The organism is Dryocola sp. LX212 (assembly GCA_041504365.1).
GTDB lineage: Bacteria > Pseudomonadota > Gammaproteobacteria > Enterobacterales > Enterobacteriaceae > Dryocola.
In genome coordinates, this window is sequence record CP167917.1 from 4,130,295 (window position 1) to 4,152,815 (window position 22,521).

The following is a 22,521-nucleotide window of genomic DNA, read 5'->3' on the forward strand; positions in this document are numbered from 1 at the left end:
CTCCTTATCCCCAAAGCTGGGCAATGGAACGTTTAAACTGTCGCGCCGCCGCAACGGGATCTGCGGCGTCACGAATGCTGCGCCCGGCTATAAATACGTGAATCGGGATGCCCTGAAAGAGCGGCAAATCCTCCAGTGCCAGACCGCCGGTAACCGTGACTTTAAAGCCCATATCCGCAAGGCGTTTTATCGCCGTGATATCCGCTTCGCTCCAGGCTACGCCCGCAGCCTGAGCATCCCGGCTACGATGGTAGACCACCTGCTCAATCCCCGCTTTGCGCCACTCCTGCGCCTGGTCCCACGTCCAGAAGCCGGTCAGCTCGATTTGCGCATCGCCGTTAAATTCGCGGGCGACTTCCAGCGCGCCTTTTGCGGTGTTGATGTCCGCACAGCAGATGACGGTGACCCAGTCCGCACTGGCTTCAAAACACATACGAGAAAGGATTTTCCCCGCGTCGGCAATCTTGGCATCCGCCAGCACAATCTTGTGCGGGTAAAGCGCCTTTAGGTCACGTACCGCACGCACGCCCTCGCCCACGCAAAGAATGGTGCCGACTTCGATAATATCCACCTCTTCGGCGATTAGTCGCGTGGTGCGGTAGGCTTCAGAAAGGGTCTGGTTATCCAGCGCGACCTGCAACATGGGTAATGAATGAGACATAAAAAACTCCTCAGGCAGCCGCAGCCGTGGCGCGGTCGATTAAATCCAGCACTTCCTGCTCGGTTCGGCAGGCGCGTAAACGATCAAAATTGGCTTCATCTTCAAACAGGTTGACGATCTGCATGATGCCCACCTCCTGATGGGTATGGGCATCTTCCGCAGCCAGGGTAATCAGGATGTCTACCGGATCGTTATCGTCATGGTTGAAGACCAGCGGTGTTTTCAGCGTCACCAGCGCAAAGCCGGTGCGCTTCACGCCTTCCTCCGGCCTTCCGTGGGGCATGGCAAGACCCGGTGCGATAACGAAGTAAGGTCCGAACTGCGCCACCCCCTCCAGAATGGCCTGGTAGTAACGTGGCTCCACAACTCCGGCATCCACCAGCAGATCGACGCCAATTTTTACCGCCTCCTGCCAGGTTTCAGCTTCCGCCTGCAGGCGGATAGCGTGGTTCTGCGCCAGCGAATCACGTAATTTCATCATGGCTCCTTACTGCATATCCTTCGGAAAATGCGCCTGAATCACTTCCATTAGCTTTGGCCCGAAGTCCGCGGCGCTCAGCATGTTGCGAACCCCGACCACGTGCTTGTTGCCCGACACCGTGATTTCGCTGGCGACATGGGTGGAAGCGATAATGATGTCTGCGCCGCTCAGCTCGCTTTTATACTCCCCGACGGCGCAGCTGTTGACGCTGTGCTGCACGCCCTGTTCGGTCAGAAACTGATCGACTTTCATTTTCATAATCATGGAACTGCCCTGCCCACAGCCACAAACAGCAAGAATGCGTACGGTCATAATTCAATTCCTTTCGTTGACGGAAGTTTCTGTCAGGTGTTTTTCAGCGTCCTCTTCCTGGCGCAGCGTGCGCCCGGCAAAGAACATGTAAACCAGTGCGATAACCACAATGACGCCCATGAACCACAGGCCAAGGGTCAGCCCCTGCATAATGGGCGGTGCCAGAATCGACCAGTCGGCCATCCCCATCCAGGCGCTTAGCCCCGTAAGCTTCACCGCCCAAACGCAGCCGAAAATTTCAATCATGCCCATCACCAGGCAGATTTTTAGCGCCGCGCGCCAACCGCCGAAGTGATTAGCAAATACGCCGATAGTGGCGTTAGAGAAGAACATGGGAATGAAGCCGGGGATGATCATGATGGAAGAGCCGATGGCGATCAGAATGCCTACCGCAATTAGCTGACCGATGGTGCCCCAGATAAAGCCCCAGACCACCGCGTTCGGCGCGAAGCTGTAGATTGCCGCACAGTCGATGGCCAGCACGGCCCCGGGAATTAAGCGCTGAGAGATACCGTTGAAGGCTTCCGAAAGCTCAGCCACGAACATCCTTACGCCCTGAACGATAATGAAAATAGCGACGGCAAACTGGAAGCCGGTTTGCAGGATGTAGATAGTCCAGTGGGTTTTGCCGGCCATTGCCTGCAGGGTGTCGAGACCAAACGAGCAGAGAATAGCGCCAAAGAACAGCGTCATCACGATGGCGGTAGAAACAATGTTGTCATGGAAGATATTCAGCCAGCCCGGCAGGTTGAGATCCTCAACGCTCTCCTCCTTTTTGCCCAGATACGGCGCGATTTTGTAGGCAATCCAGGAAGCAAACTGCTGCTGGTGACCGATAGAAAAACCGCTGTTTTCCGTTACCGCCTGAGTGGGTTTAAACATCATGTTGGACGTGATGCCCCAGTAGAGCGAAACCAGCACCGCGGTACAGATGATGGTGGTCCACATTGGGTAGCCGAGAATAAAGAAGAAGACGGCAATCAGCCCCGCCTGCTGGAACATGATATGCCCGGTGAGCATGATGGTACGAATGCCCGTCACCCGCCGCAGCAGGACGTAGAAGATATTCAGCGCAAGCGCCAGAAGGACGGCATAGCCCACCCAGCTGTAGGCATCCCCCATTCTTTCGACAGTGGCCATCATCGAAGCATAGGTGTCTGAAATAGCACCGTTAATCCCGTACACCTCCGACATCTTCGCGACTACCGGTTTAAAGGTGCCGGTCAGAATGCCTGACCCCGCCTGTAATAACATAAAGCCGATAATGGTTTTGATGGTGCCTTTGATGATGACGCTGGCGCTTTTACGCAGCAGGAGATAACCCAGACAGGTGACTATCCCCAGCAGCAGCGGCGCGTTCGTCATGACCTGGTTAAAAAAGATGGTAAAGGCGTTGTAGAGGGTTTCCATAAAGCTCTCCGTAGGGTAGTGCTCCCTGTCATGTACCCGAAAGTGACCGACAGGTGGAAGCGGTGTGCCCACACTTTATGAATCAAAAGCAATCACAACAAGATCAAATTTGATTATTTGTGAGATGTTTCGCAAATTATTTACCTTACGCTTACGAAGGTAATTACCCCTGACCACAAACCCCACTTAACTACCTTAAAATCAATAATATAAATAATATAGCCGTTATTTAACCTTTCAGATCGCCCCCGGTAACCTCCCAATAACCTGATACGCAGCATAGAAATAATGCTTCTCAAGGCTGATTTTTGATGCCAATATAAATCATATCAAATCAGACAATGATTACATTTGATTTTAAAACAGGTCAGGAGAAGGTTCATGAGCAAAGTAGCAACGATCACCCGCGAGTCCTGGATACTGAGCACTTTCCCTGAGTGGGGGAGCTGGCTGAACGAAGAAATTGAGCAGGAAGCGGTCGCGCCGGGAACATTTGCGATGTGGTGGCTGGGCTGCACCGGGGTCTGGCTGAAGTCCCAGGGACAGGCCAATATCTGCGTCGATTTCTGGTGCGGCACGGGCAAACAGAGCCACGGCAATCCGCTGATGAAAGCCGGACACCAGATGCAGCGTATGGCGGGCGTGAAAAAACTTCAGCCAAACCTGCGCACCACACCGTTCGTGCTCGATCCTTTTGCCATTCGCTCTGTTGATGCGGTACTGGCGACGCACGATCACAACGATCATATCGACGTGAACGTTGCGGCAGCAGTCATGCAGAACTGTCCTTCAGACGTGCCTTTTATCGGGCCGCAAACCTGCGTTGATATCTGGGTAAACTGGGGAGTGCCGCGTGAACGCTGCATCGTGGTAAAGCCGGGCGACGTGGTGAAGGTGAAAGATATTGAAATCCATGCGCTGGACGCCTTTGACCGTACGGCGCTGATTACCCTGGCGGCGGAAGAGAAAGCCGCTGGCGTTTTGCCGGATGGAATGGATGAACGCGCGGTGAACTACCTGTTCAAAACACCGGGCGGCAATCTCTATCACAGCGGTGACTCCCATTATTCCAACTACTATGCGAAGCACGGTAACGACCACCAGATTGACGTGGCGCTTGGCTCTTACGGCGAGAACCCGCGCGGCATCACGGATAAAATGACCAGCGCTGACATTCTGCGCATGGCCGAGTCGCTTAACACCAAAGTCGTGATCCCGTTCCACCATGATATCTGGTCAAATTTCCAGGCTGACCCGCAGGAGATTCGCGTGCTGTGGGAGATGAAAAAAGATCGGCTGAAATATGGTTTTAAACCCTTTATCTGGCAGGTGGGGGGCAAATTTACCTGGCCGCTTGATAAAGACCTGTTTGAGTACCACTACCCGCGCGGATTCGACGATTGCTTTACCATCGAACCGGATCTTCCTTTCAGGTCCTTCCTTTAAACTTAAGCCGGGCAGCTGCCCGGCTTTTTTCAGCGTAAAACTTAGGTTTTTCACCCTTTTTCAAATATCATCTTTAAAAATCACAACTTATCGGGAATAAGCATGACCGAAGCACAGCGTCATCAGATTCTGCTTGAACTGCTGCAGCAAACTGGGTTCGTCACGGTTGAACAGGTTATGGAACGCCTGGCCATTTCACCCGCCACCGCGCGCCGCGACATCAACAAGCTGGATGAGAGCGGCAGATTGAAAAAGGTGCGTAACGGCGCGGAGGCGGTAAGCCAGCAGCGGCCTCGCTGGACGCCAATGAATATCCACCTGGCACAGAATCACGACGAGAAAAGCCGTATTGCCAGCGCCGCTTCGCAGCTGGTGAGTCCGGGGGAAAGCGTCGTCATCAACTGTGGATCTACCGCGTTTTTACTCGGGCAGGAAATTTGCGGCAAGCCGGTACAAATCATCACTAATTACCTGCCGCTGGCGAATTACCTTATCGACCAGGAGCATGACAGCGTGGTTATCATGGGGGGGCAATATAACAAGAGCCACTCTATTACCCTCGGCCCGCAGGACAGCGAAACCTCGCTGTACGCCGGCCACTGGATGTTTACCAGCGGCAAAGGGCTGACGGCGGAAGGGCTGTATAAAACGGATATGCTTACCGCAATGGCGGAACAGAAGATGCTGGGGGTGGTGGGCAAACTGGCGGTACTGGTCGACAGCAGCAAAGTGGGGCAGCGGGCAGGTATGCTGTTCAGCCGCGCAGAGCAGATTGACCTGGTCATCACCGGCAGGCAGGCCTCGCCTGAAGTGGTTAAAAAGCTTCAGGATCAAGGCGTACGGGTCATTCTGGTTTAGCTAAAGATTGCTGATGAAAAAGCGGCTGGTCGCTTCCAGCGCGGTGGGGGTAATCCGGTGCTTTACACCCGCTTCCCACAGGCAGGTCAGCTGCTGGTCCAACCCCTGCTGAATTAACGCCTGTTGTAAACGGAAAGTCTCTGCCGCTGGCACCACGTCATCCTCTTCACCATGCCACAGCAGCAGCGGGCGGTTGCCGATGCGCACCAGCTGGCTGCTGATATCGTAATCCGCAAGCTGGGCGAGGGTTGTTTCCAGTTGGTCTGCTTTCGGCGGGAATAAGGTTTTCGCGAGCTGGGCGAAATAGCCAGAGCCCATCAGGCAGGCCACGCTGCGCACTTCCTCATGGCGGGCCATTATCCCCAGCGCGGTCATGCCCCCCATCGATGCCCCGCCAACGGCGAGACGCCCCTCCGCAATCAGGCCCTGCTCCTCAAGCGCATCTCGTAAAAGGGGGTACTCGTCAATATTCGTTTTCAGAATCGGCCAGAACTGGCTCAGACGCGCTTCAACATCCCCGTTAAAACGAGCGCCGTGGGCTTTCGCATCCGGCATTATCACGCGTACTCCCGCCTGCGCCAGCGCTACGGCAAAATAACTGTAAACCAGCTTCGAGGAGGTAAAGCCGTGATAAAACAGTACGGTGGGCAACGTTTCTTGCCTTTTCCCGCCAGGAACAGCATGTAAAACCTCGATCCCTGCGAGCCGTTCCGTATACATTTCTATCATCATTCTCTCCCCGTCATTGCGCTGTGAATGTCTGTTGTAAGCCACGGCGTAGCGGGTGGCAAGAAAATCACTCTTACGGATTATTGTAACGATGAGATCTCACCGACGATTTTCATTCGAAAGCGATCCAAAAGCGCGGGAGAGGTAACAGAAAGGGAACATTCCCTCTTCACAGCGCTTACCCGGAACTACACTATGGCTATCAGGAAACGAGAAAATACCATGCGACTGCTAACTGTTCTGTTACTGGCAACGACGCTTAGCGCCTGTTCTGTCCTGCAGGGAACGCCTCAGCCAGCGCCACCGGTTGCGGACCATCCCCAGGAGATACAGCGCTATCAAACCCAGGGGCTGACAAAGATTGGCACTGTCACCGCCATGGAGCGCGGTTCGCCGATGGATTCCGAAGCGGTGATTAAAGCGAAGGCTGCGGCGGCCAAAGCGGATTTTTATGTCATCGTCCTGAACGACGAGACGGTCGTACCGGGGCAATGGTACGCGCAGGCGATTTTATATCGAAAATGAGATCCTGATGCTGCTTGTTTATTGATATTTACACAGATTTTCGGCGATTTATTGTTTCACATGCACAATGAACCCCACGCCATACCGGCTCGCACGGGGTCCAGTTTACGCGAAGGAATGCCCTGCTGATGACCGGGGTTTGTTAATAAGGAACTGACAATGAAACGATCGTTTGCCTTAACCTCACTACTGTTATCGGTGGGGATGATCACCACCGCAGCCCAGTCGGCAGAAGATGTCGCGGCAGACCGCGTAACCGGTCTGAATGAGATTGGCCTTATTTCCCTGAACAGCATCGCGGGCAGCGCGCAGGATGTGGAAAAGGTGATTGCGCTGAAGGCCGACGAGCAGGGCGCATCTTACTATCGCATTGTGACAATGCAGGAGAATCATCATGCTGACAGCTGGCGCGCACAGGCCATTCTCTATGCCTGAAAATAATGCTGACACTCGCTAAAAGCCACCGCATCGGTGGCTTTTTTGTTTTACGCGGTCCGCCCCGTAGCCCGCAGCAGCACGTCTGTCAGCACAGCCTCCGGCAGCACCGATTCCCCTCGCTCATCGAGCGCCATACGGCACCAGGCTTCGGCCAGCGGCGGCGATAAATGGGGCAGCAGCTGGGCACCGGTTGCCAGATTTGCCAGCTGCTTGGCAATGTTACGCCCCCACTCCTCCTGCGGCTTACGCAGGCGCTGCTGCAGCTGCCGCCAGCTGCGATCGAAATGGCGGTTCTGGCCCTTCACCTCATCAAAATCGGCGTGGAGCATTTCCAGTACGCCAGGCTGGCGCGTAATGACCCGCAGCACGTCCAGCCCCATAATGTTCCCTGAGCCCTCCCAGATGCTGTTAACCGGCATCTCGCGATAGATGCGGGGCAGCTCGCTCTCTTCGCAATAGCCGATACCACCCAGCGCTTCCATCGCCTCTGCGACAAACGGTATTCCCGCCTTACAGACGCTGAATTTCGCCGCAGGGGTAAACAGGCGGCTGTAGGCCAGCGCCTGAGGGTCGTTCGGTGATTCCCAGGCACGAGCCAGCCTGAAGAGAAATGCCGTTTGCCCCTCCAGCTGAAGAGCCATACGGCCAAGCACCTGACGCATGATCGGCTGGTCGATGAGATTCTTGCCAAACGCCTGCCGCTGATGGGCATGATAGAGAGCAACTGAAAGAGCACGTCGCATCAGGCCATGGCTGCCCAGCGCGCAGTCGAAGCGGGTATAGCCCCCCATTTTCAGGATGCAGCGTACGCCCTCACCTTCCTCCCCGATTAGCCAGCCGACAGCATCGCAAAACTCCACTTCGCTGCTGGCGTTGGAGCGGTTGCCGAGTTTGTCCTTCAGGCGCTCAAGCCTGACAAAATTACGCTGTCCGTCCGGCAGGAATCGAGGCACGAAGAAGCATGATAGTCCGCCTTTGGCCTGCGCCAGCACCAGATGGGCATCGCTTTGCGGCACGGAGAAGAACCACTTGTGGCCTACCAGCCGATATATCTCGCCCGGCCCTGATTTGTCTACTGCCTCTGCCTTCGTCGTATTGCTGAGGACGTCCGAACCGCCCTGCTTTTCTGTCATTCCCATGCCGACCAGCAGGCCGCGTTTCTGATTACCCGGCAGAAGATGAGCATCGTAACGGTCGCTTAGCAGAGGTTTTGTCCATGAATGAAACTCTTTCGGAAGATACTTTTGCAGCAGCGGAATGGCGCCAAACGTCATCGTTACCGGGCATAGCGTTCCCGCTTCCACCTGAGCATGCTGGACAAACCGGGCCGCACGCGCCACGAAAGAGCCGTGACGGGCGTCTTCCTGCCACGGAAAATTATGTACCCGGTTTGCGCACAGCCCCTGCATCAGCAGGTGCCAGGCCGGATGGAAACGTACGTCGTCAAGGCGTTCGCCGCTGGGGTCGTAGCGCAGCAGCTCCGGAGGATTGGCGTTGGCCAGCCTGCCGAGCTCTAACGACTCAGCGGAGCCCAGCTGTTGGCCAATGCTGGCAAGCAGCTCGGCGTCCCAGCCAGCCCCTTCACGGGCAACGGCCTCGCACAGCGAGATATCGGAAAGAAAGAGGTTACTGTTGTTGAGAGGGGTGGGTTGGTTAAAAACGGTATGAGTTTGCCAGCGCATCGCGTTCCCTCCTGTAATGGCTTTGCCATTAATTATGGACGCATATGATGCTTATGCCCGGAGGGGGATCACAAAGCGGGGGCGTCACCACCCCGCCCATTTTTTAGCTGCGCTGACGCACCGCTTCGAACAAGCAGATGCCCGTTGCGACGGAGACATTCAGTGAAGAGACGGAACCTGCCATTGGAATGCTGATCAGCTCGTCGCAGTGCTCGCGAGTCAGACGGCGCATGCCCTCGCCTTCCGCACCCATCACCAGCGCCATCGGACCGGTCATTTTGCTCTGGTACAGGGTGTGGTCTGCTTCGCCAGCGGTACCGACAATCCAGACGTTCTCTTCCTGCAGCATACGCATGGTACGAGCCAGGTTTGTCACGCGGATCAGCGGAACATTTTCTGCTGCGCCACAGGCTACTTTTTTCGCCGTTGCGTTCAGCATGGCGGAACGATCTTTCGGGACGATTACCGCATGCACGCCAGCGGCATCTGCGCTACGCAGGCAGGCACCGAGATTATGGGGATCGGTAACGCCATCCAGGATCAGCAGGAAAGGCTTCTCGAGGCTGCCGATAAGCTCCGGCAGATCGTTTTCCTGATACTGACGCCCCGGCTTCACGCGGGCGATGATCCCCTGGTGTACCGCGCCTTCGGATTTCTCGTCGAGCCACTGGCGGTTTGCCACCTGTACCGGTACGCCCTGGGCTTCCAGCGCGTGGATCAGCGGCATCAGACGTTTGTCTTCACGGCCTTTAAGGATAAAAACTTCCTGAAAACGCTGCGGGGCGTTATCCAGAAGCGCCTGAACGGCGTGAATACCGTAAATCATTTCACTCATTGCTGTTACTCGTTTCAGACGCGATAGCGTCTGTATTGTTCTGTAATCGCAGGGCGGATATGCCTGCGTCATCCGGTAAAACGGTGGATGACGCTTCGCTTATCCACCCTACGTGGGCTAGCTCGTCTGACCCGGCTGCTTTTTAGCAGCGCGCTTGGCTTTCGTGGCGGCGGCTATCTTACGGGTTTTGTCGGAAGGCGTTTTGGCTTTCTTCGCCTTCGGCTCGGCCGGCTTGTCAGCCTTCGCTTTCTTCGCTTTGGCTGGCCCTTTCTCTTTACGGAATGCGCTGTCCGGCTCGAAGTTTACGCGTTTGCCGCCCTGACGACGTTTTGGCCCGCCGCCGTTACCGCCCTTTTTGGCGCGGTCTTTGGCGGTTTTGCCTTCGCCACGCGGGGCGCGGGTGCTGGAAATCAGCGCGAAGTCTATTTTACGCTCGTCCATATGAACAGCTTCAACACGCACTTCTACGCGATCGCCCAGACGGTAAGTCTGACCGCCGGATTCACCAATCAGGCGCTGCCCGATCTGGTCGAAGCGGTAGTAGTCGTTGTCCAGCGTCGAAACGTGGACCAGGCCGTCGATGAACAGATCGTCAAGACGGACAAAGAAGCCGAAGCCGGTCACGCTGGCGATGATACCGTTAAACGTCTGCCCAACCTGATCCTGCATAAAGTCACACTTCAGCCAGTCCGCTACGTCACGGGTGGCTTCATCCGCACGCCGTTCGGCCATGGAACAGTGCTGACCAAGCTGCAGCATCTCTTCCATGCTGTAATGCCAGCCGCCGGAATCCGTGCTGTTGCCCTTATGGCCCTGCTCTTTCGCCAGCAGATATTTAATGGCGCGGTGGAGCAACAGGTCCGGGTAACGGCGAATCGGCGAGGTGAAGTGCGCATAGGACTGCAGCGCCAGACCGAAGTGGCCACGGTTTTCCGGATCGTAAACCGCCTGCTTCATGGAGCGCAGCAGCATAGTTTGCAGCATTTCATGATCCGGGCGATCCGCGATGGACTGAAGCAAATCGGCGTAGTCGCGCGGTTCAGGCTTCTGCCCGCCCGGCAGCTCAAGCCCAAGCTCAGCCAGCACCGAACGGAACGCGGTGATCGCGTCGTTGCTCGGCCTGTCGTGATCGCGGAACAGCGACGGTTCGTTGGCCTTTTCAACAAAGCGGGCCGCAGAGATATTCGCGAGGATCATGCACTCTTCAATCAGCTTGTGCGCGTCGTTACGCACGGTCTGTTCCACGCGTTCGATACGGCGTTCAGCGTTGAAGATAAACTTCGCCTCTTCGCTTTCAAACGAGATACCTCCACGCTGGGCACGGGAGACGTCCAGCACTTTGTAGAGGTTATGCAGCTCTTCGATGTGCTTAACCAGCGGCGCGTACTGTTCACGCAGCTCCTGGTCGCCCTGCAGCATATGCCACACTTTGGTGTAGGTCAGACGCGCATGGGAACTCATCACCGCTTCGTAGAACTTAGACCCGGTAAGGCGGCCCGTAGAAGAGATGGTCATCTCGCAGACCATGCACAGACGGTCTACCTGCGGGTTAAGCGAGCAAAGGCCGTTGGACAGCACTTCCGGCAGCATCGGCACAACCTGCGACGGGAAATAAACGGACGTGCCACGGTTGCGAGCCTCGTTGTCCAGTGCGGTTGGCGGTCGAACGTAGTAGCTTACGTCGGCAATGGCAACCCACAGGCGCCAGCCGCCGCCGCGTTTTTTCTCGCAGAATACGGCGTCATCGAAGTCGCGGGCGTCTTCACCATCGATGGTGACCAGCGGCAGGTCGCGTAAGTCCACGCGGCCAACTTTAGCCTCTTCCGGCACCTGTTCCTTGAGGGAAGCCACCTGGGCTTCTACTTCCGGCGGCCAGACATAAGGGATTTCGTGGGTGCGCAGGGCCATATCGACGGCCATGCCGGTGCCCATATTATCGCCCAGGATCTCCACGATTTTGCCGACGGCTTTAGTACGACGAGTAGGACGCTGGGTAAGTTCAACGACCACGACAAAGCCCATACGCGCGCCCATCACACCTTCCGGCGGGATAAGGATGTCGAAGCTCAGGCGGCTGTCGTCCGGCACCACGAAACTGATGCCGGCATCGGTGAAGTAACGTCCTACGATTTGCGCGGTTCTTGGCTCCAGCACGCGAACAATACGCGCTTCACGGCGGCCTTTGCGGTCGGCACCCAGCGGCTGCGCCAGCACGATATCGCCGTGCATGCACATTTTCATCTGTTCGGATGAAAGGTAGAGGTCGTCTTTACGGCCCTCTACGCGCAGGAAGCCGAAGCCATCACGGTGGCCGATGACCTTGCCCTTCAGTAAATCAAGGCGCTCCGGCAGCGCATAGCACTGGCGGCGGGTGAAGACCAGCTGCCCATCACGCTCCATGGCGCGCAGACGGCGGCGTAAGGCTTCAATCTGCTCTTCGCCACTAATGTTCAGTTCTACAGCCAGTTCTTCACGGTTGGCTGGTTTTTCACGGTTGGTCAGGTGAGCGAGAATAAACTCCCGGCTTGGGATCGGGTTTTCGTATTTTTCGGCTTCTCGTTCCTGAAAAGGATCTTTTGACATTGCGGTTCCTCCGTTGTCATCCGCAGACAGAGTAGCGATCACTCCACCAGCAGTAATTTGTAGAGCGGTTGGTTTTGGTCCACCAGTTCGGCCAGCGTGTGTTTATCCAGCTCTGTCAGAAAGCTCTGCACCGCCTGGGCCAGCGCCTGTTTCAGGCGACATGCGGGGGTGATATGACAAAACTCACTGCTACAGTTCACCAAAGAAAGCGGTTCCAGCTCACGCACTACATCGCCCACGCGAATGGTATTCGCAGGCTTGCCGAGGCGAATGCCGCCGTTTTTGCCGCGTACCGCTGTTACGTAGCCAGCACGACTGAGTTGATTGATGATTTTCACCATATGATTACGGGAGACGCCATATACGTCAGTCACTTCCGAAATGCTGGTCATCTTGCCTTCGGGCAAAGACGCCATGTAAATCAAAGCACGTAAACCGTAATCAGTAAAACTCGTTAACTGCACATCAACCTCTGGGGTGGGAGGGGAAACGCTCATCGCCCGTCTGGCGATATATTGATGATAAACCAGCCATATCTTTGGCGGCTAATTTATTTGTTCGGGGAAGGTAAAAAAAGCGGCGAGAGAAGGAGCTAAACGGGGTGTGAAGGCCACACCCCGTATCCAGATTACGCGTCGAACGGATCGCGCAGAATCATGGTTTCAGAACGGTCAGGACCGGTAGAGATGATATCTACAGGTACTTCGGTCAGTTCTTCAATACGTTTGATGTAGTTCAGTGCTGCCTGCGGCAGGCCGCTACGCTCTTTCACACCGAATGTGGTCTCAGACCAGCCCGGCATGGTTTCATAGATTGGCTCAATACCTTCCCAGTCATCCGCCGCCATTGGGGTGGTGGTAACTTCACGGCCATCCGGCATGCGGTAACCGACGCACAGTTTCACCTCTTTCAGACCGTCCAGCACGTCCAGCTTGGTCAGGCAGAAGCCTGAGAGGGAGTTGATCTGCACGGCACGGCGCACGGCAACTATGTCCAGCCAGCCAGTACGACGACGACGGCCTGTAGTTGCGCCGAACTCGTTACCTTGCTTGCACAGGAACTCGCCCACGTCATCAAACAGCTCTGTCGGGAACGGACCTGCACCTACACGAGTAGAGTAAGCTTTGATGATACCCAGCACGTAATCCACGTAGCGCGGGCCGAGGCCAGAACCTGTTGCAACGCCACCCGCGGTGGTGTTGGAGGAGGTCACGTACGGATAAGTACCATGGTCGATGTCCAGCAGCGTGCCTTGAGCACCTTCGAACATGATGAAGTCGCCGCGCTTGCGCGCTTCGTCCAGCAGGTTGGATACATCCACTACCATACCGGTCAGGATGTCGGCGATAGCCATGACATCGTCCAGCACTTTCTGGTAGTCAACTGCTTCAACTTTGTAGAAGTTAACCAGCTGGAAGTTATGGTATTCCATCACTTCTTTCAGCTTTTCGGCAAAGGTGGCTTTGTCGAACAGGTCGCCAACGCGCAGGCCACGACGGGCCACTTTGTCTTCATACGCAGGACCAATACCACGACCGGTAGTACCGATAGCCTTGGCACCGCGCGCTTTTTCGCGAGCAACATCCAGAGCCACATGGTAGTCGAGGATCAGCGGACACGCTTCGGACAGCAGCAGACGCTCACGTACTGGAATACCGCGGTCTTCCAGGCCTTTCATCTCTTTCATCAGCGCAGCTGGAGACAGCACAACGCCGTTACCGATGATGCTGGTGACGTTTTCGCGAAGAATACCTGATGGAATAAGATGGAGGACGGTTTTTTCACCGTTGATTACGAGAGTATGGCCTGCGTTGTGACCGCCCTGGTAGCGTACAACATATTTAGCCCGTTCAGTCAGAAGATCGACGATCTTTCCTTTACCTTCGTCACCCCATTGGGTGCCCAGTACGACGACGTTGTTACCCATTTTTCAAAATCACCGTTTGCTTAAAAAAGGATTCTACCACCGGTTTCGACGATGATCAGCCCTTTTAGTCCACAAAATAGCAATCAGTAAGTTTGAGGGGGTTTAGCCGCCCACATGACTCAACATGTAGTAGATAACGACGCCCGCAACCACAAGACCGCCGCCAAAACGACGCAGCGTATTATCAGGAAGCTGAATAAGTGCGGCGATCATTTTGCGCCACGTGCGCGGATAGAGCATGGGGCCCAGCCCTTCGAGAACCAAAACCAGCGCCAGCGCAATCCAGATTGTTGAGTTCATAGTTGTCCCTGAAACGGATAAAAAAAGAGCCGGTAAGACCGGCTCTTCTAAAGTCAAAGCTGTCGATATTAACGTGTGCTGTTAGCCGGCGTCTTCATGTAGCGGAAGAAATCGCTGTCCGGGCTGAGCACCATCACGTCCTGACCGGACTTGAAGCTCGCCTCGTAAGCACGCAGGCTACGGATAAAGGCGTAGAAGTCTGGATCCTGGCTGAACGCATCGGCAAACAGCTTAGCGGCTTCGGCATCCCCTTCACCACGGCTGATACGGCCCTGACGTTCGGCTTCTGCCAGCGTACGAGTCACCTCGTAGTCCGCAGTTGCACGCAGCTTCTCAGCTTCTTCCTGACCCTGTGAACGGTGACGACGCGCTACCGCTTCACGCTCGGCGCGCATACGGTTGTAGATTGCGTCAGACACTTCCGCAGGCAGGTTGATCTGCTTGATACGCACGTCAACAACTTCGATACCCAGCGCGGCCATACTGTTCGGGTTAACAACCGGGACTTTACCGTTCGTTTCCTTCGTAATACGCGCAGCCGCAGAAGCGATTGCATCATCCGCTGCAGGAGTAGCGACTTCATCTTCAGTGCCCGCAGAACCAGAGTTCAGCGCATCGCGCACGTCCAGAGTCAGACGACCACGGGAGTCGGTCACGATGTCTTTCACATCCAGTCGACCGATTTCAGAACGCAGACGGTCACTGAACTTACGCTTTAACAGCACTTCGGCCTGAGAAGTATCGCCGCCGCCCGTTGCCAGGTAGTAGCGGCTGAAGTCGCTGATGCGCCATTTGATATAGGAATCAACGATCAGGTCTTTCTTCTCTTTGGTGACGAAGCGGTCTGCCTGGTTGTCCATGGTCTGAATGCGAGCATCAAGGGTTTTCACCGACTCGATAAACGGCACCTTAAAGTGCAGGCCCGGCTCGTAAACCACCGGCTTGTTCTCATCATCACGCAGAACTTTGCCAAAACGTAACGTTATCCCACGCTCGCCTTCGTGAACCACGAAGACCGAGGTGAAGAGCACCACCAGCACGATGATGATTAAAGCAATGACTGACTTACGCATCGTTATTCACTCCCTACGCGCTGGTTATCAGTGCGCTGTGCGTCGGCACGGCGCTGATCCATGATATCGCCTCGGCTAGTCGAGGACGGGGTGCCAGTGCTGCTGGAAGAGCTTGATGCCGGTGGCAGACGCAACAGGTTGCTGGCGCCACTGTTATCGCTCTTCTGGGCAGGCTGCGAGCTCCCTTTCAGCATCTGGTCGAGTGGCAGAACCATCAGGTTGCCACCCTTATCGTTAACCAGCACTTTGCGGGTATGGCTCAGCACTTTTTCCATGGTTTCGATATACAGACGCTCACGGGTGATTTCCGGTGCGGCCTTATACTCCGGCAGCATCTTCGCGAAGCGGGCAACTTCACCCTGCGCTTCTAACACGGTCTGTGTTTTGTAGGCGCGAGCTTCTTCGAGGATACGCTGTGCCTGACCGTTGGCACGCGGCTGAACTTCGTTGGTGTAAGCTTCCGCTTCACGGATGTACTGCTGCTCGTTTTCACGTGCGGCAATAGCATCATCGAAGGAGGCCTTCACTTCTTCCGGCGGACGTGCCGTCTGGAAGTTAACGTCCAGCAGGGTGATCCCCATGTTGTACGGACGAATGGTCTCCTCCAGCTCGCGCTGGGTATCGGTACGAATAATGGTACGACCCTCGGTAAGGATCTTATCCATGGTGTACTTACCGATAACGCCACGCAGCGCACTGTCCGTTGCCTGACGCAGGCTGTCATCAGCGCTGGTCACGCTGTACAGATAGCGTTCTGGATCGGTTACGCGGTACTGCACGTTCATCTCAACGCGCACGACGTTTTCATCGGAAGTCAGCATGACGCCCGATGCGGCTAATTCACGTACGGACTCGACGTTAACGGCGCGAACGCTGTCAATGAAGGTCGGTTTCCAGTTCAGACCTGGCTCAACCAGATGGCTGAATTTACCAAAACGCGTTACAACGCCGCGCTCGGCTTCTTTAATGGTGTAGAACCCGGTAGCTGCCCAGATGATCACCGCAGCAACGGCCACGATGCCAATCACACGCCCGCCAATCTGCGGACGTGGGGTCTGTGCAGAACCGCCGCCGGTGCCGCCGCTTTTGCCGCCGCCCAGCCCACCCAGTTTTTTACTTAATTTTCGGAAGATATCATCCAGATCGGGTGGCCCCTTATCGCGCCCTCCCTTATTACCCCCAGAGTCGCCGCCAGGTTTGCTGCTTCCCCACGGGTCGCGGTCCTGTCCGTTATTACCGGGCTGATTCCACGCCATGTTTATGCTCCATATGTATTGTGCGGTGATATCCCCCGAGGGGGAAAAAGTCTTCAGGACAAACACACTCCGGTCAAACAATGTAATCCATTAGAGCCGGCTCTTGTTTACAAAGGCGACGCCAGTCAACGATAGGCATACGTACCTGCAAGCCCACGCTACCGTCATCCTCGGTCCACTCTTTTTCTATTGCCTGAAGCTGATAAAACCGGCTCCGAAGTCGCCCAGCCTGGGGGGGTAAGCACAACGTATGCTGCGCAATTTCACCAGATAAACGTTCTGTCAAAGCCTGGAAAAGCAGGGGAACACCGGCACCCGTCTGAGCAGAAAGCCAGACGCGTATCGGGACGTTCTCATCGTTTCTGTCGATACGTGGCTCAAATTCATCCAGCGCATCGATTTTGTTCATTACCAGCAGGGTTGGGATCTCATCGGCCTCGATCTCTTCTAAAACGGTATCTACGGCGGCGATGTTTTCCTGGATCCGAAGATCCGATGCGTCAATCACGTGTAACAGCAGCGTGGCCTGTCGCGTCTCCTGCAAAGTAGCTTTAAACGCCGCCACCAGATCGTGTGGCAAATGACGAATAAAGCCGACCGTATCCGCCAGCACGGTTTCCCCAACGTCTGCGATGTCAATTCTGCGCAGGGTCGGATCCAGCGTGGCGAACAGCTGATCTGCGGCATAAACGTCAGCCGCGGTAATCTGGTTAAAAAGAGTGGATTTACCGGCGTTGGTGTAGCCCACCAGTGAGACCGTTGGCACATCAGCCTTTGCTCGCGACCGCCTGCCCTGCTCACGTTGTTTTTCGACTCGTTGTAAGCGTGAGAGGATCTGCATGATGCGGTTACGCAGCAGCCGACGGTCCGTTTCAAGCTGAGTTTCGCCAGGGCCGCGTAAACCAATCCCGCCTTTCTGACGTTCAAGGTGGGTCCAGCCGCGAACCAGTCGGGTTGCCAGATGGCGCAACTGTGCCAGCTCAACCTGCAGCTTACCTTCGTGGGTACGCGCACGTTGGGCAAAGATATCTAAAATCAGGCCTGTTCTGTCGATAACCCGACACTCGCACAGGGCTTCAAGGTTACGTTCTTGTGCCGGGGACAACGCATGATCAAATAGCACGACCGAGGCCCCAGATGACTTAACTGCTTCGGCAATTTCTACCGCTTTGCCTTCACCAACAAAATACTTGGGATGCGGCGATTTGCGACTACCGGTAACCACCTGCAGCGCTTCGACTCCGGCTGAAGAGACCAGGGATTCAAACTCCGCCAGGTCTTCCATATCTTTGTCTTGCGAAAAGTAGATGTGTACCAGCACCGCCTGCTCACCAGCGTCATAACGGTCAAACAAGCGTATAACCTCTCAAAAAAATCAGCGGGGAACGCAGATTCTCTGGTCCCCCGACTTGGAAAACAGCAGGAAGCCTTATTCAGCGTCTTCGCTGTCTTGTTGCGGCGCAGCACCCTGCGCGCTGCCACCTTGATGGTAGTTGCTGCCAGAACCGCCAGTACCGGTGTTATTACTATGATGAGATACCGGACGAGACGGAACAACAGTTGAAATCGCGTGCTTATAGACCATCTGGCTGACCGTGTTTTTCAACAGGATCACAAACTGATCAAAAGACTCGATCTGCCCTTGCAGCTTAATACCATTCACCAAATAAATAGAAACCGGAACACGTTCCCGACGCAATGCGTTCAGAAACGGATCTTGTAAAGATTGCCCCTTAGCCATTCTATCTTTTCCTTATATGTTTGTTGTTTGTAACTCAAGAACCCTGCGGCTCTGAAAAACTGCGTAAAAATTTGCGCACGATGTCGATTCAATTGTACACATTCATTGATGCTTCGCACTAACAACCTGTAATACTTCATTGCGCGCCTGGTCTGGATTTGCCCTGTCTAACCAGTGAACGCCATCCCATCCTCGCAACCAGGTCATCTGGCGCTTAGCCAATTGTCTCGTCGCGCAAATACCTCGATAAACCATCTCCTCGTGTGAAATGTCTCCCGCCAGATATGACCACATCTGCCGGTAGCCCACACAACGAATGGATGGCATCTCCGTATGCAAATCTCCGCGGGCGAAAAGAGCCCGCACTTCTGCTTCAAAATCTGAAGCTAACATCTGATGAAAACGCTGCTCAATTCGCTGATGGAGCAGTTCACGGCTCGCCGGGGCGATGGCGAACTGATGCACCTGATACGGCAGAGCCTCTCCTGACGTTTGCGTCAGTTCCGTTAAAGTTTTACCCGAAATGAAAAAAACTTCCAGTGCCCGGGAAAGCCTTTGCGGATCATTTGGATGAATCCGTGCTCCGGCAACGGGGTCGATGTCGACCAGGTGACGATGCAACGCGTCCCATCCTAGCTCTGCTGCCTGTTGTTCTATCCTTGCCCGAACCTCGGGATCCGCCGCAGGCAGCGGCGAAAGCCCCTCGAGTAATGCTTTGAAATAAAGCATTGTTCCCCCCACTAACAGGGGGATACGGCCTGAAGCGGTAATCTCGGCCATCTCGGCCAGCGCGTCGCGACGGAAGTCCGCGGCGGAATACGCCTGTGCCGGGTCGAGGATATCGAGCAGACGGTGCGGTGCCAGGGCGAGTTCTTCCGCCGTCGGCTTCGCCGTTCCGATGTCCATTCCCTGATAGATAAGGGCCGAATCGACACTTATCAACTCTACCGGCAGCGTTTTACGCAAGTTTATGGCTAATGCCGTCTTACCGGAGGCCGTTGGCCCCATCAAAAATATCGCCTTCGGCAGGCTTTTCGTCGCTTCAGTCATGTTTCAGAGCGTTCATCGCCAGAGTTAAATCAACAGGTTGTAACAAACCGCCGGGTGGATTTCGCACCAGCTGCGGGCAAAGACGCTCAACATCTGCAAGCAAAGCAATGGCCTGTGCCTGATTCCACTGTTCGTGTTCGGCGGTCAAATGACGGGCAAACCAGTGGGCAATTTGTGTTGCGGTTATCTCTGCCTGTTGCGCCAGGTATCCTGGCAGTTCATGAATCAAGATTTGTAAATTTTGTTTACGCAAAGGTAAAGGTACGGTGCGAATAACGATTTGTTTCGCCTCTGCTGTAAATTCGATGCCCATACTGAGCAATAACGGTTGATAACTCACCAACACATCCAGTTCTTCTTTGCTGACTTTCATACGCACCGGGATCAGCAGCGGCTGCGCGCGAACGCCTTCGCTGCCGGGAATCAGCTGCGCCTGTTTAAGCCAGCGATCCGCCACGCTCAAAGAGAGCAGCATAAGCTTGCCTTCTCTCTCCAGCAGCGCGTATTCAGGCTGAACGACGGTTAAAACGCGTCCAAAGCTTTGGCTGTGCCCTTCCAGCGCGTCCGGCTCCTCTGCGCGGATAGCGACAGGGGGAACCGTTGGCGTATCCAGCAGCTCGCGATATAACGCTCCCTGCTGCTTCTGGTAGCCCTGTGCCGCGTTCGGCCATAAAGGCTGCCTTTGCGTTCCACCAGCACCACCAGACGAGCGAGGAGCCGATTCTCGGGCAGCAGAAGGGGCTGGCGTAGAAAACTGATTGCGCCCGGATGCCACGCGATTTTCTGGCTGCCAGCGCTCCTGCTTTACCTCCACAGGCGTCTCTTCCTGCAACAGGCTATTTTCACTTTGCTGCTGAAGAACGGTCAGCACGCCCTGATAGATAAAATCATGCACCAGCCGCGACTGATGAAAGCGCACTTCATGCTTCGCCGGATGAACGTTGACGTCCACCTGATGCGGATCGATTTCGAGATAGAGCACAAACGCGGGCTGCTCGGAGCCAAGCTTATCTTCGCAGGCCTGTCGAATTGCATGGGTGATCAGACGGTCGCGCATCATGCGCCCGTTCACATAGCAGTACTGGATTTCGGCCAGTGCAGACGTTGTGCCGGACGGTTCCGCTACCCAGCCGCGCAGGGCCAGATCGCCATGCTGCCATTCGATTTCCAGCGCCTGCTCAAGAAACTGCGTACCGCAGATAGCCCCAAGACGCTTAGTGCGCGGCGCACCCTCCTGCACGGCACGGTACTGGCGCACCATTTTGCCGTTGTGGCTGAGGTTAATAGAGACGTCGAACCGCGCCAGCGCGATGCGCCGGACAATTTCATCGATATGGTTAAATTCTGTTTTCTCGGTGCGCATGAACTTGCGGCGAGCAGGCGTGTTGTAGAAGAGATCCAGGACTTCCAGCGTAGTCCCGACCGGGTGCGCGGCAGGTTTTACCGTTACCGCCTGGTCGCGCCCTTCGGCGTATGCCTGCCAAGCTTCGTTCTGTTCTTCCGTGCGGGAAGTCAGCGTGAGGCGGGCCACTGAACTGATACTTGCCAGCGCTTCGCCGCGAAAACCGAGGCTGATAATCGCCTCAAGGTCGTCGAGGCAGGCAATCTTGCTGGTGGCATGACGGGCCAGCGCCAGCGCCAGCTCGTCTTTTTTGATCCCGCAGCCATTGTCGCGGATGCGAATCATCTTCGCGCCGCCGCGTTCAATGTCGATGTCGATGCGAGTGGCACCGGCATCCAGGCTGTTTTCGATAAGCTCCTTCACCACCGACGCTGGGCGCTCAACCACTTCGCCTGCGGCAATCTGGTTCGCAAGCTGGGGAGGCAGAACCTGGATCGGCATAGAATTCCTTATTGAGTGATGGCGACGGTGTCGGGGTCGGCGTTTTGCGTCCTGGCGGTTTGTTCAGCCGCCGGTGCCGACTGCATCGGGTGCGCCAGGAAGTAGACGCGCAGCCCCTCGTAGATCGCTTTCGCAAGCTGCTGCTGGTAAGCATCGCTGCCCAGCAGGCGCTCTTCACCGCCGTTGCTGATAAACCCTGTTTCAACCAGGACGGACGGGATATCCGGCGAGCGCAGCACGCCCAGGCTTGCATGCTCAGGCCGACGTTTGTGCAGCGAGCCAATTTGGCCTAACTGCGTCAGCATTTTTGTCGCCACATCATACCCGACGCGCTGAGAATGGCCGAACTGCAAATCCAGCACCGCCTGGCTTAGGTACGGGTCAGCCTGGCTGTTTGCCAGCACGTCGCCCGCCCCGCCCAGCAGCTCGGACTGCTTCTCGTGCTGCTCAAGCCAGCCCGCCATTTCGCTGTTGGCGCGGCGGTTAGAGAGCACCCACACGGAAGCTCCGGTCGCATCACGGTTTGGTGCGGCATCGGCGTGAATCGACACCAGAATATTGGCATTCTGCTTACGCGCAACGTCTGAACGACCCATCACCGAAATGAAATAGTCCCCGTCGCGCGTCAGCACCCCCTTAAACATCGGGTCGTCGTTGAGCAGAGAACGCAGCTTGCGGGCGATAGAAATAGTGACGTTTTTCTCTTTCGTGCCGCCAGAGCCGATAGCGCCAGGATCCTGCCCACCGTGCCCGGCATCAATGGCGACGATAATAGTGTCTGAACTGACATTGGTTTTTTTCGGCGACCGCGCCGGACGCGTGACCGTATTCGAACTGATTGCCCCGGTCACCTGCTGCGGTTTGAACGGATTTTTGGCCGGTTCGGACGAACGAATAACAGGCGCAGGCTCTACGCGCTTCGCAATAACAGGCGGAGGCGGTGGCGGTGGTGGTGGTGGTGGTGGTGGTGGTGGTGGCGCGTCGGCGTTAATCGTGAAGACTACCGTATAGTTTGCACCGTTTTTCTGTTTCACCGCACGCGTTTTACCGGCCTGAGTTAAATCGACTACCAGACGGATAGTGCCGACATCTTTCGACTGCCCGGAACGGATGCTTTTCACGAGGTTATTACCGCTGAACTGCAGCGGTAGCCCCTGAATCACGCCGGTCTGTTTGATATCCAGCGCGACGCTTCTTTTGCCGTCCTGAGAGAATGAATACTCCGGATCGCCCATAAAGCTGAAGGTGATACGCGCCTGGTTATCACCGTTGGACACCTGAATATCGGCGAGACTCGCCGCCCCGGCCTGGGCACAAAGCACCAGCAGCCAGGCCGCTATCAACCAACTCTTAACGCGATAGATCATCCCG

22 protein-coding genes are annotated in these 22,521 nt (G+C 55.6%); 4 read left to right on the plus strand and 18 right to left on the minus strand.

All coding sequences use genetic code 11. The features are described from left to right. Window positions 1-4 precede the first annotated feature (4 nt). The 4 genes from ACA108_19855 to ulaA are packed head-to-tail and all read right to left on the minus strand — an operon-like array spanning window position 5 to window position 2,864. Window positions 5-661 (minus strand): 3-keto-L-gulonate-6-phosphate decarboxylase UlaD, encoded by a 657-nt coding sequence (locus ACA108_19855; GenBank protein ID XEX95556.1) that lies wholly within the window; start codon window positions 659-661, stop codon window positions 5-7. A 10-nt stretch (window positions 662-671) separates the two neighbouring features. Continuing rightward, window positions 672-1,139 (minus strand): PTS ascorbate transporter subunit IIA, encoded by a 468-nt coding sequence (gene ulaC / locus ACA108_19860; protein XEX98171.1) that lies wholly within the window; start codon window positions 1,137-1,139, stop codon window positions 672-674. A gap of 9 nt (window positions 1,140-1,148) precedes the next feature. Then, a complete protein-coding gene (gene ulaB / locus ACA108_19865) occupies window positions 1,149-1,454 on the minus strand; it encodes a PTS ascorbate transporter subunit IIB (GenBank protein XEX95557.1) in 306 nt (101 codons plus the stop codon). A 3-nt stretch (window positions 1,455-1,457) separates the two neighbouring features. Next, the gene (gene ulaA / locus ACA108_19870) at window positions 1,458-2,864 is read right to left on the minus strand and encodes a PTS ascorbate transporter subunit IIC (GenBank protein XEX95558.1); all 1,407 of its coding nucleotides are present in this window, start codon (window positions 2,862-2,864) and stop codon (window positions 1,458-1,460) included. 381 nt (window positions 2,865-3,245) lie between these two features. On the opposite strand from ulaA, the gene ulaG reads away from it, so the two are divergent. Next, a complete protein-coding gene (gene ulaG, locus ACA108_19875) occupies window positions 3,246-4,310 on the plus strand; it encodes an L-ascorbate 6-phosphate lactonase (protein XEX95559.1) in 1,065 nt (354 codons plus the stop codon). A gap of 102 nt (window positions 4,311-4,412) precedes the next feature. Continuing rightward, complete coding sequence (ulaR, locus tag ACA108_19880) at window positions 4,413-5,168, plus strand: HTH-type transcriptional regulator UlaR (protein ID XEX95560.1); 756 nt, start codon at window positions 4,413-4,415, stop codon at window positions 5,166-5,168. Here the strand turns inward: ulaR and yjfP are convergent, their stop codons facing one another. After that, window positions 5,169-5,897, minus strand: a complete 729-nt coding sequence (gene yjfP / locus ACA108_19885; GenBank protein ID XEX98172.1) for an esterase — start codon at window positions 5,895-5,897, stop codon at window positions 5,169-5,171. It abuts the gene before it with no gap. A gap of 195 nt (window positions 5,898-6,092) precedes the next feature. On the opposite strand from yjfP, the gene bsmA reads away from it, so the two are divergent. After that, window positions 6,093-6,422 (plus strand): biofilm peroxide resistance protein BsmA, encoded by a 330-nt coding sequence (bsmA, locus tag ACA108_19890; protein XEX95561.1) that lies wholly within the window; start codon window positions 6,093-6,095, stop codon window positions 6,420-6,422. 159 nt (window positions 6,423-6,581) lie between these two features. Then, window positions 6,582-6,857: a DUF1471 domain-containing protein gene (locus ACA108_19895; protein ID XEX95562.1), complete on the plus strand. Its 276-nt coding sequence runs from the start codon at window positions 6,582-6,584 to the stop codon at window positions 6,855-6,857. Window positions 6,858-6,907: 50 nt separating this feature from the next. Here ACA108_19895 and ACA108_19900 read toward each other — a convergent pair whose 3' ends face one another. From ACA108_19900 to amiB, 13 genes are all read right to left on the minus strand, one after another. Next, window positions 6,908-8,542, minus strand: a complete 1,635-nt coding sequence (locus ACA108_19900; GenBank protein XEX95563.1) for an isovaleryl-CoA dehydrogenase — start codon at window positions 8,540-8,542, stop codon at window positions 6,908-6,910. Window positions 8,543-8,645: 103 nt separating this feature from the next. Next, a complete protein-coding gene (rlmB, locus tag ACA108_19905; protein XEX95564.1) occupies window positions 8,646-9,377 on the minus strand; it encodes a 23S rRNA (guanosine(2251)-2'-O)-methyltransferase RlmB in 732 nt (243 codons plus the stop codon). A 117-nt stretch (window positions 9,378-9,494) separates the two neighbouring features. Then, window positions 9,495-11,960 (minus strand): ribonuclease R, encoded by a 2,466-nt coding sequence (gene rnr / locus ACA108_19910; GenBank protein ID XEX95565.1) that lies wholly within the window; start codon window positions 11,958-11,960, stop codon window positions 9,495-9,497. A 38-nt stretch (window positions 11,961-11,998) separates the two neighbouring features. After that, a complete protein-coding gene (gene nsrR / locus ACA108_19915; protein XEX95566.1) occupies window positions 11,999-12,424 on the minus strand; it encodes a nitric oxide-sensing transcriptional repressor NsrR in 426 nt (141 codons plus the stop codon). Between the two features lie 164 nt (window positions 12,425-12,588). After that, a complete protein-coding gene (locus ACA108_19920; protein XEX95567.1) occupies window positions 12,589-13,887 on the minus strand; it encodes an adenylosuccinate synthase in 1,299 nt (432 codons plus the stop codon). Between the two features lie 102 nt (window positions 13,888-13,989). Beyond that, a complete protein-coding gene (locus ACA108_19925) occupies window positions 13,990-14,187 on the minus strand; it encodes a DUF2065 domain-containing protein (GenBank protein XEX95568.1) in 198 nt (65 codons plus the stop codon). Between the two features lie 68 nt (window positions 14,188-14,255). Next, window positions 14,256-15,260 carry a protease modulator HflC gene (gene hflC / locus ACA108_19930; GenBank protein ID XEX95569.1) on the minus strand — a complete coding sequence of 335 codons (1,005 nt, stop codon included), beginning with the start codon at window positions 15,258-15,260 and terminating at the stop codon, window positions 14,256-14,258. A 2-nt stretch (window positions 15,261-15,262) separates the two neighbouring features. Next, a complete protein-coding gene (gene hflK, locus ACA108_19935) occupies window positions 15,263-16,516 on the minus strand; it encodes an FtsH protease activity modulator HflK (GenBank protein ID XEX95570.1) in 1,254 nt (417 codons plus the stop codon). 73 nt (window positions 16,517-16,589) lie between these two features. After that, the gene (hflX, locus tag ACA108_19940; GenBank protein ID XEX95571.1) at window positions 16,590-17,870 is read right to left on the minus strand and encodes a ribosome rescue GTPase HflX; all 1,281 of its coding nucleotides are present in this window, start codon (window positions 17,868-17,870) and stop codon (window positions 16,590-16,592) included. A 75-nt stretch (window positions 17,871-17,945) separates the two neighbouring features. Beyond that, on the minus strand, window positions 17,946-18,257 hold the full coding sequence (gene hfq / locus ACA108_19945; GenBank protein ID XEX95572.1) for an RNA chaperone Hfq: 312 nt from the start codon (window positions 18,255-18,257) through the stop codon (window positions 17,946-17,948). Between the two features lie 102 nt (window positions 18,258-18,359). Further along, complete coding sequence (miaA, locus tag ACA108_19950; protein XEX95573.1) at window positions 18,360-19,307, minus strand: tRNA (adenosine(37)-N6)-dimethylallyltransferase MiaA; 948 nt, start codon at window positions 19,305-19,307, stop codon at window positions 18,360-18,362. Beyond that, window positions 19,300-21,150 carry a DNA mismatch repair endonuclease MutL gene (gene mutL / locus ACA108_19955; protein ID XEX95574.1) on the minus strand — a complete coding sequence of 617 codons (1,851 nt, stop codon included), beginning with the start codon at window positions 21,148-21,150 and terminating at the stop codon, window positions 19,300-19,302. The genes miaA and mutL overlap by 8 nt, the downstream gene beginning before the upstream one ends. An 8-nt stretch (window positions 21,151-21,158) precedes the next feature. Beyond that, window positions 21,159-22,517 (minus strand): N-acetylmuramoyl-L-alanine amidase AmiB, encoded by a 1,359-nt coding sequence (gene amiB, locus ACA108_19960; protein ID XEX95575.1) that lies wholly within the window; start codon window positions 22,515-22,517, stop codon window positions 21,159-21,161. Window positions 22,518-22,521: the final 4 nt, after the last annotated feature.

Bases quoted from the DNA above. Each gene is read 5' to 3' on its own strand.
- ACA108_19855 (XEX95556.1), bottom strand. From the start codon at position 661: ATGTCTCATTCATTACCCATGTTGCAGGTCGCGCTGGATAACCAGACC.
- ulaC (XEX98171.1), bottom strand. From the start codon at position 1,139: ATGAAATTACGTGATTCGCTGGCGCAGAACCACGCTATCCGCCTGCAG.
- ulaB (XEX95557.1), bottom strand. From the start codon at position 1,454: ATGACCGTACGCATTCTTGCTGTTTGTGGCTGTGGGCAGGGCAGTTCC.
- ulaA (XEX95558.1), bottom strand. From the start codon at position 2,864: ATGGAAACCCTCTACAACGCCTTTACCATCTTTTTTAACCAGGTCATG.
- ulaG (XEX95559.1), top strand. From the start codon at position 3,246: ATGAGCAAAGTAGCAACGATCACCCGCGAGTCCTGGATACTGAGCACT.
- ulaR (XEX95560.1), top strand. From the start codon at position 4,413: ATGACCGAAGCACAGCGTCATCAGATTCTGCTTGAACTGCTGCAGCAA.
- yjfP (XEX98172.1), bottom strand. From the start codon at position 5,897: ATGATAGAAATGTATACGGAACGGCTCGCAGGGATCGAGGTTTTACAT.
- bsmA (XEX95561.1), top strand. From the start codon at position 6,093: ATGGCTATCAGGAAACGAGAAAATACCATGCGACTGCTAACTGTTCTG.
- ACA108_19895 (XEX95562.1), top strand. From the start codon at position 6,582: ATGAAACGATCGTTTGCCTTAACCTCACTACTGTTATCGGTGGGGATG.
- ACA108_19900 (XEX95563.1), bottom strand. From the start codon at position 8,542: ATGCGCTGGCAAACTCATACCGTTTTTAACCAACCCACCCCTCTCAAC.
- rlmB (XEX95564.1), bottom strand. From the start codon at position 9,377: ATGAGTGAAATGATTTACGGTATTCACGCCGTTCAGGCGCTTCTGGAT.
- rnr (XEX95565.1), bottom strand. From the start codon at position 11,960: ATGTCAAAAGATCCTTTTCAGGAACGAGAAGCCGAAAAATACGAAAAC.
- ACA108_19920 (XEX95567.1), bottom strand. From the start codon at position 13,887: ATGGGTAACAACGTCGTCGTACTGGGCACCCAATGGGGTGACGAAGGT.
- ACA108_19925 (XEX95568.1), bottom strand. From the start codon at position 14,187: ATGAACTCAACAATCTGGATTGCGCTGGCGCTGGTTTTGGTTCTCGAA.
- hflC (XEX95569.1), bottom strand. From the start codon at position 15,260: ATGCGTAAGTCAGTCATTGCTTTAATCATCATCGTGCTGGTGGTGCTC.
- hflK (XEX95570.1), bottom strand. From the start codon at position 16,516: ATGGCGTGGAATCAGCCCGGTAATAACGGACAGGACCGCGACCCGTGG.
- hfq (XEX95572.1), bottom strand. From the start codon at position 18,257: ATGGCTAAGGGGCAATCTTTACAAGATCCGTTTCTGAACGCATTGCGT.
- miaA (XEX95573.1), bottom strand. From the start codon at position 19,307: ATGACTGAAGCGACGAAAAGCCTGCCGAAGGCGATATTTTTGATGGGG.
- mutL (XEX95574.1), bottom strand. From the start codon at position 21,150: ATGCCGATCCAGGTTCTGCCTCCCCAGCTTGCGAACCAGATTGCCGCA.
- amiB (XEX95575.1), bottom strand. From the start codon at position 22,517: ATGATCTATCGCGTTAAGAGTTGGTTGATAGCGGCCTGGCTGCTGGTG.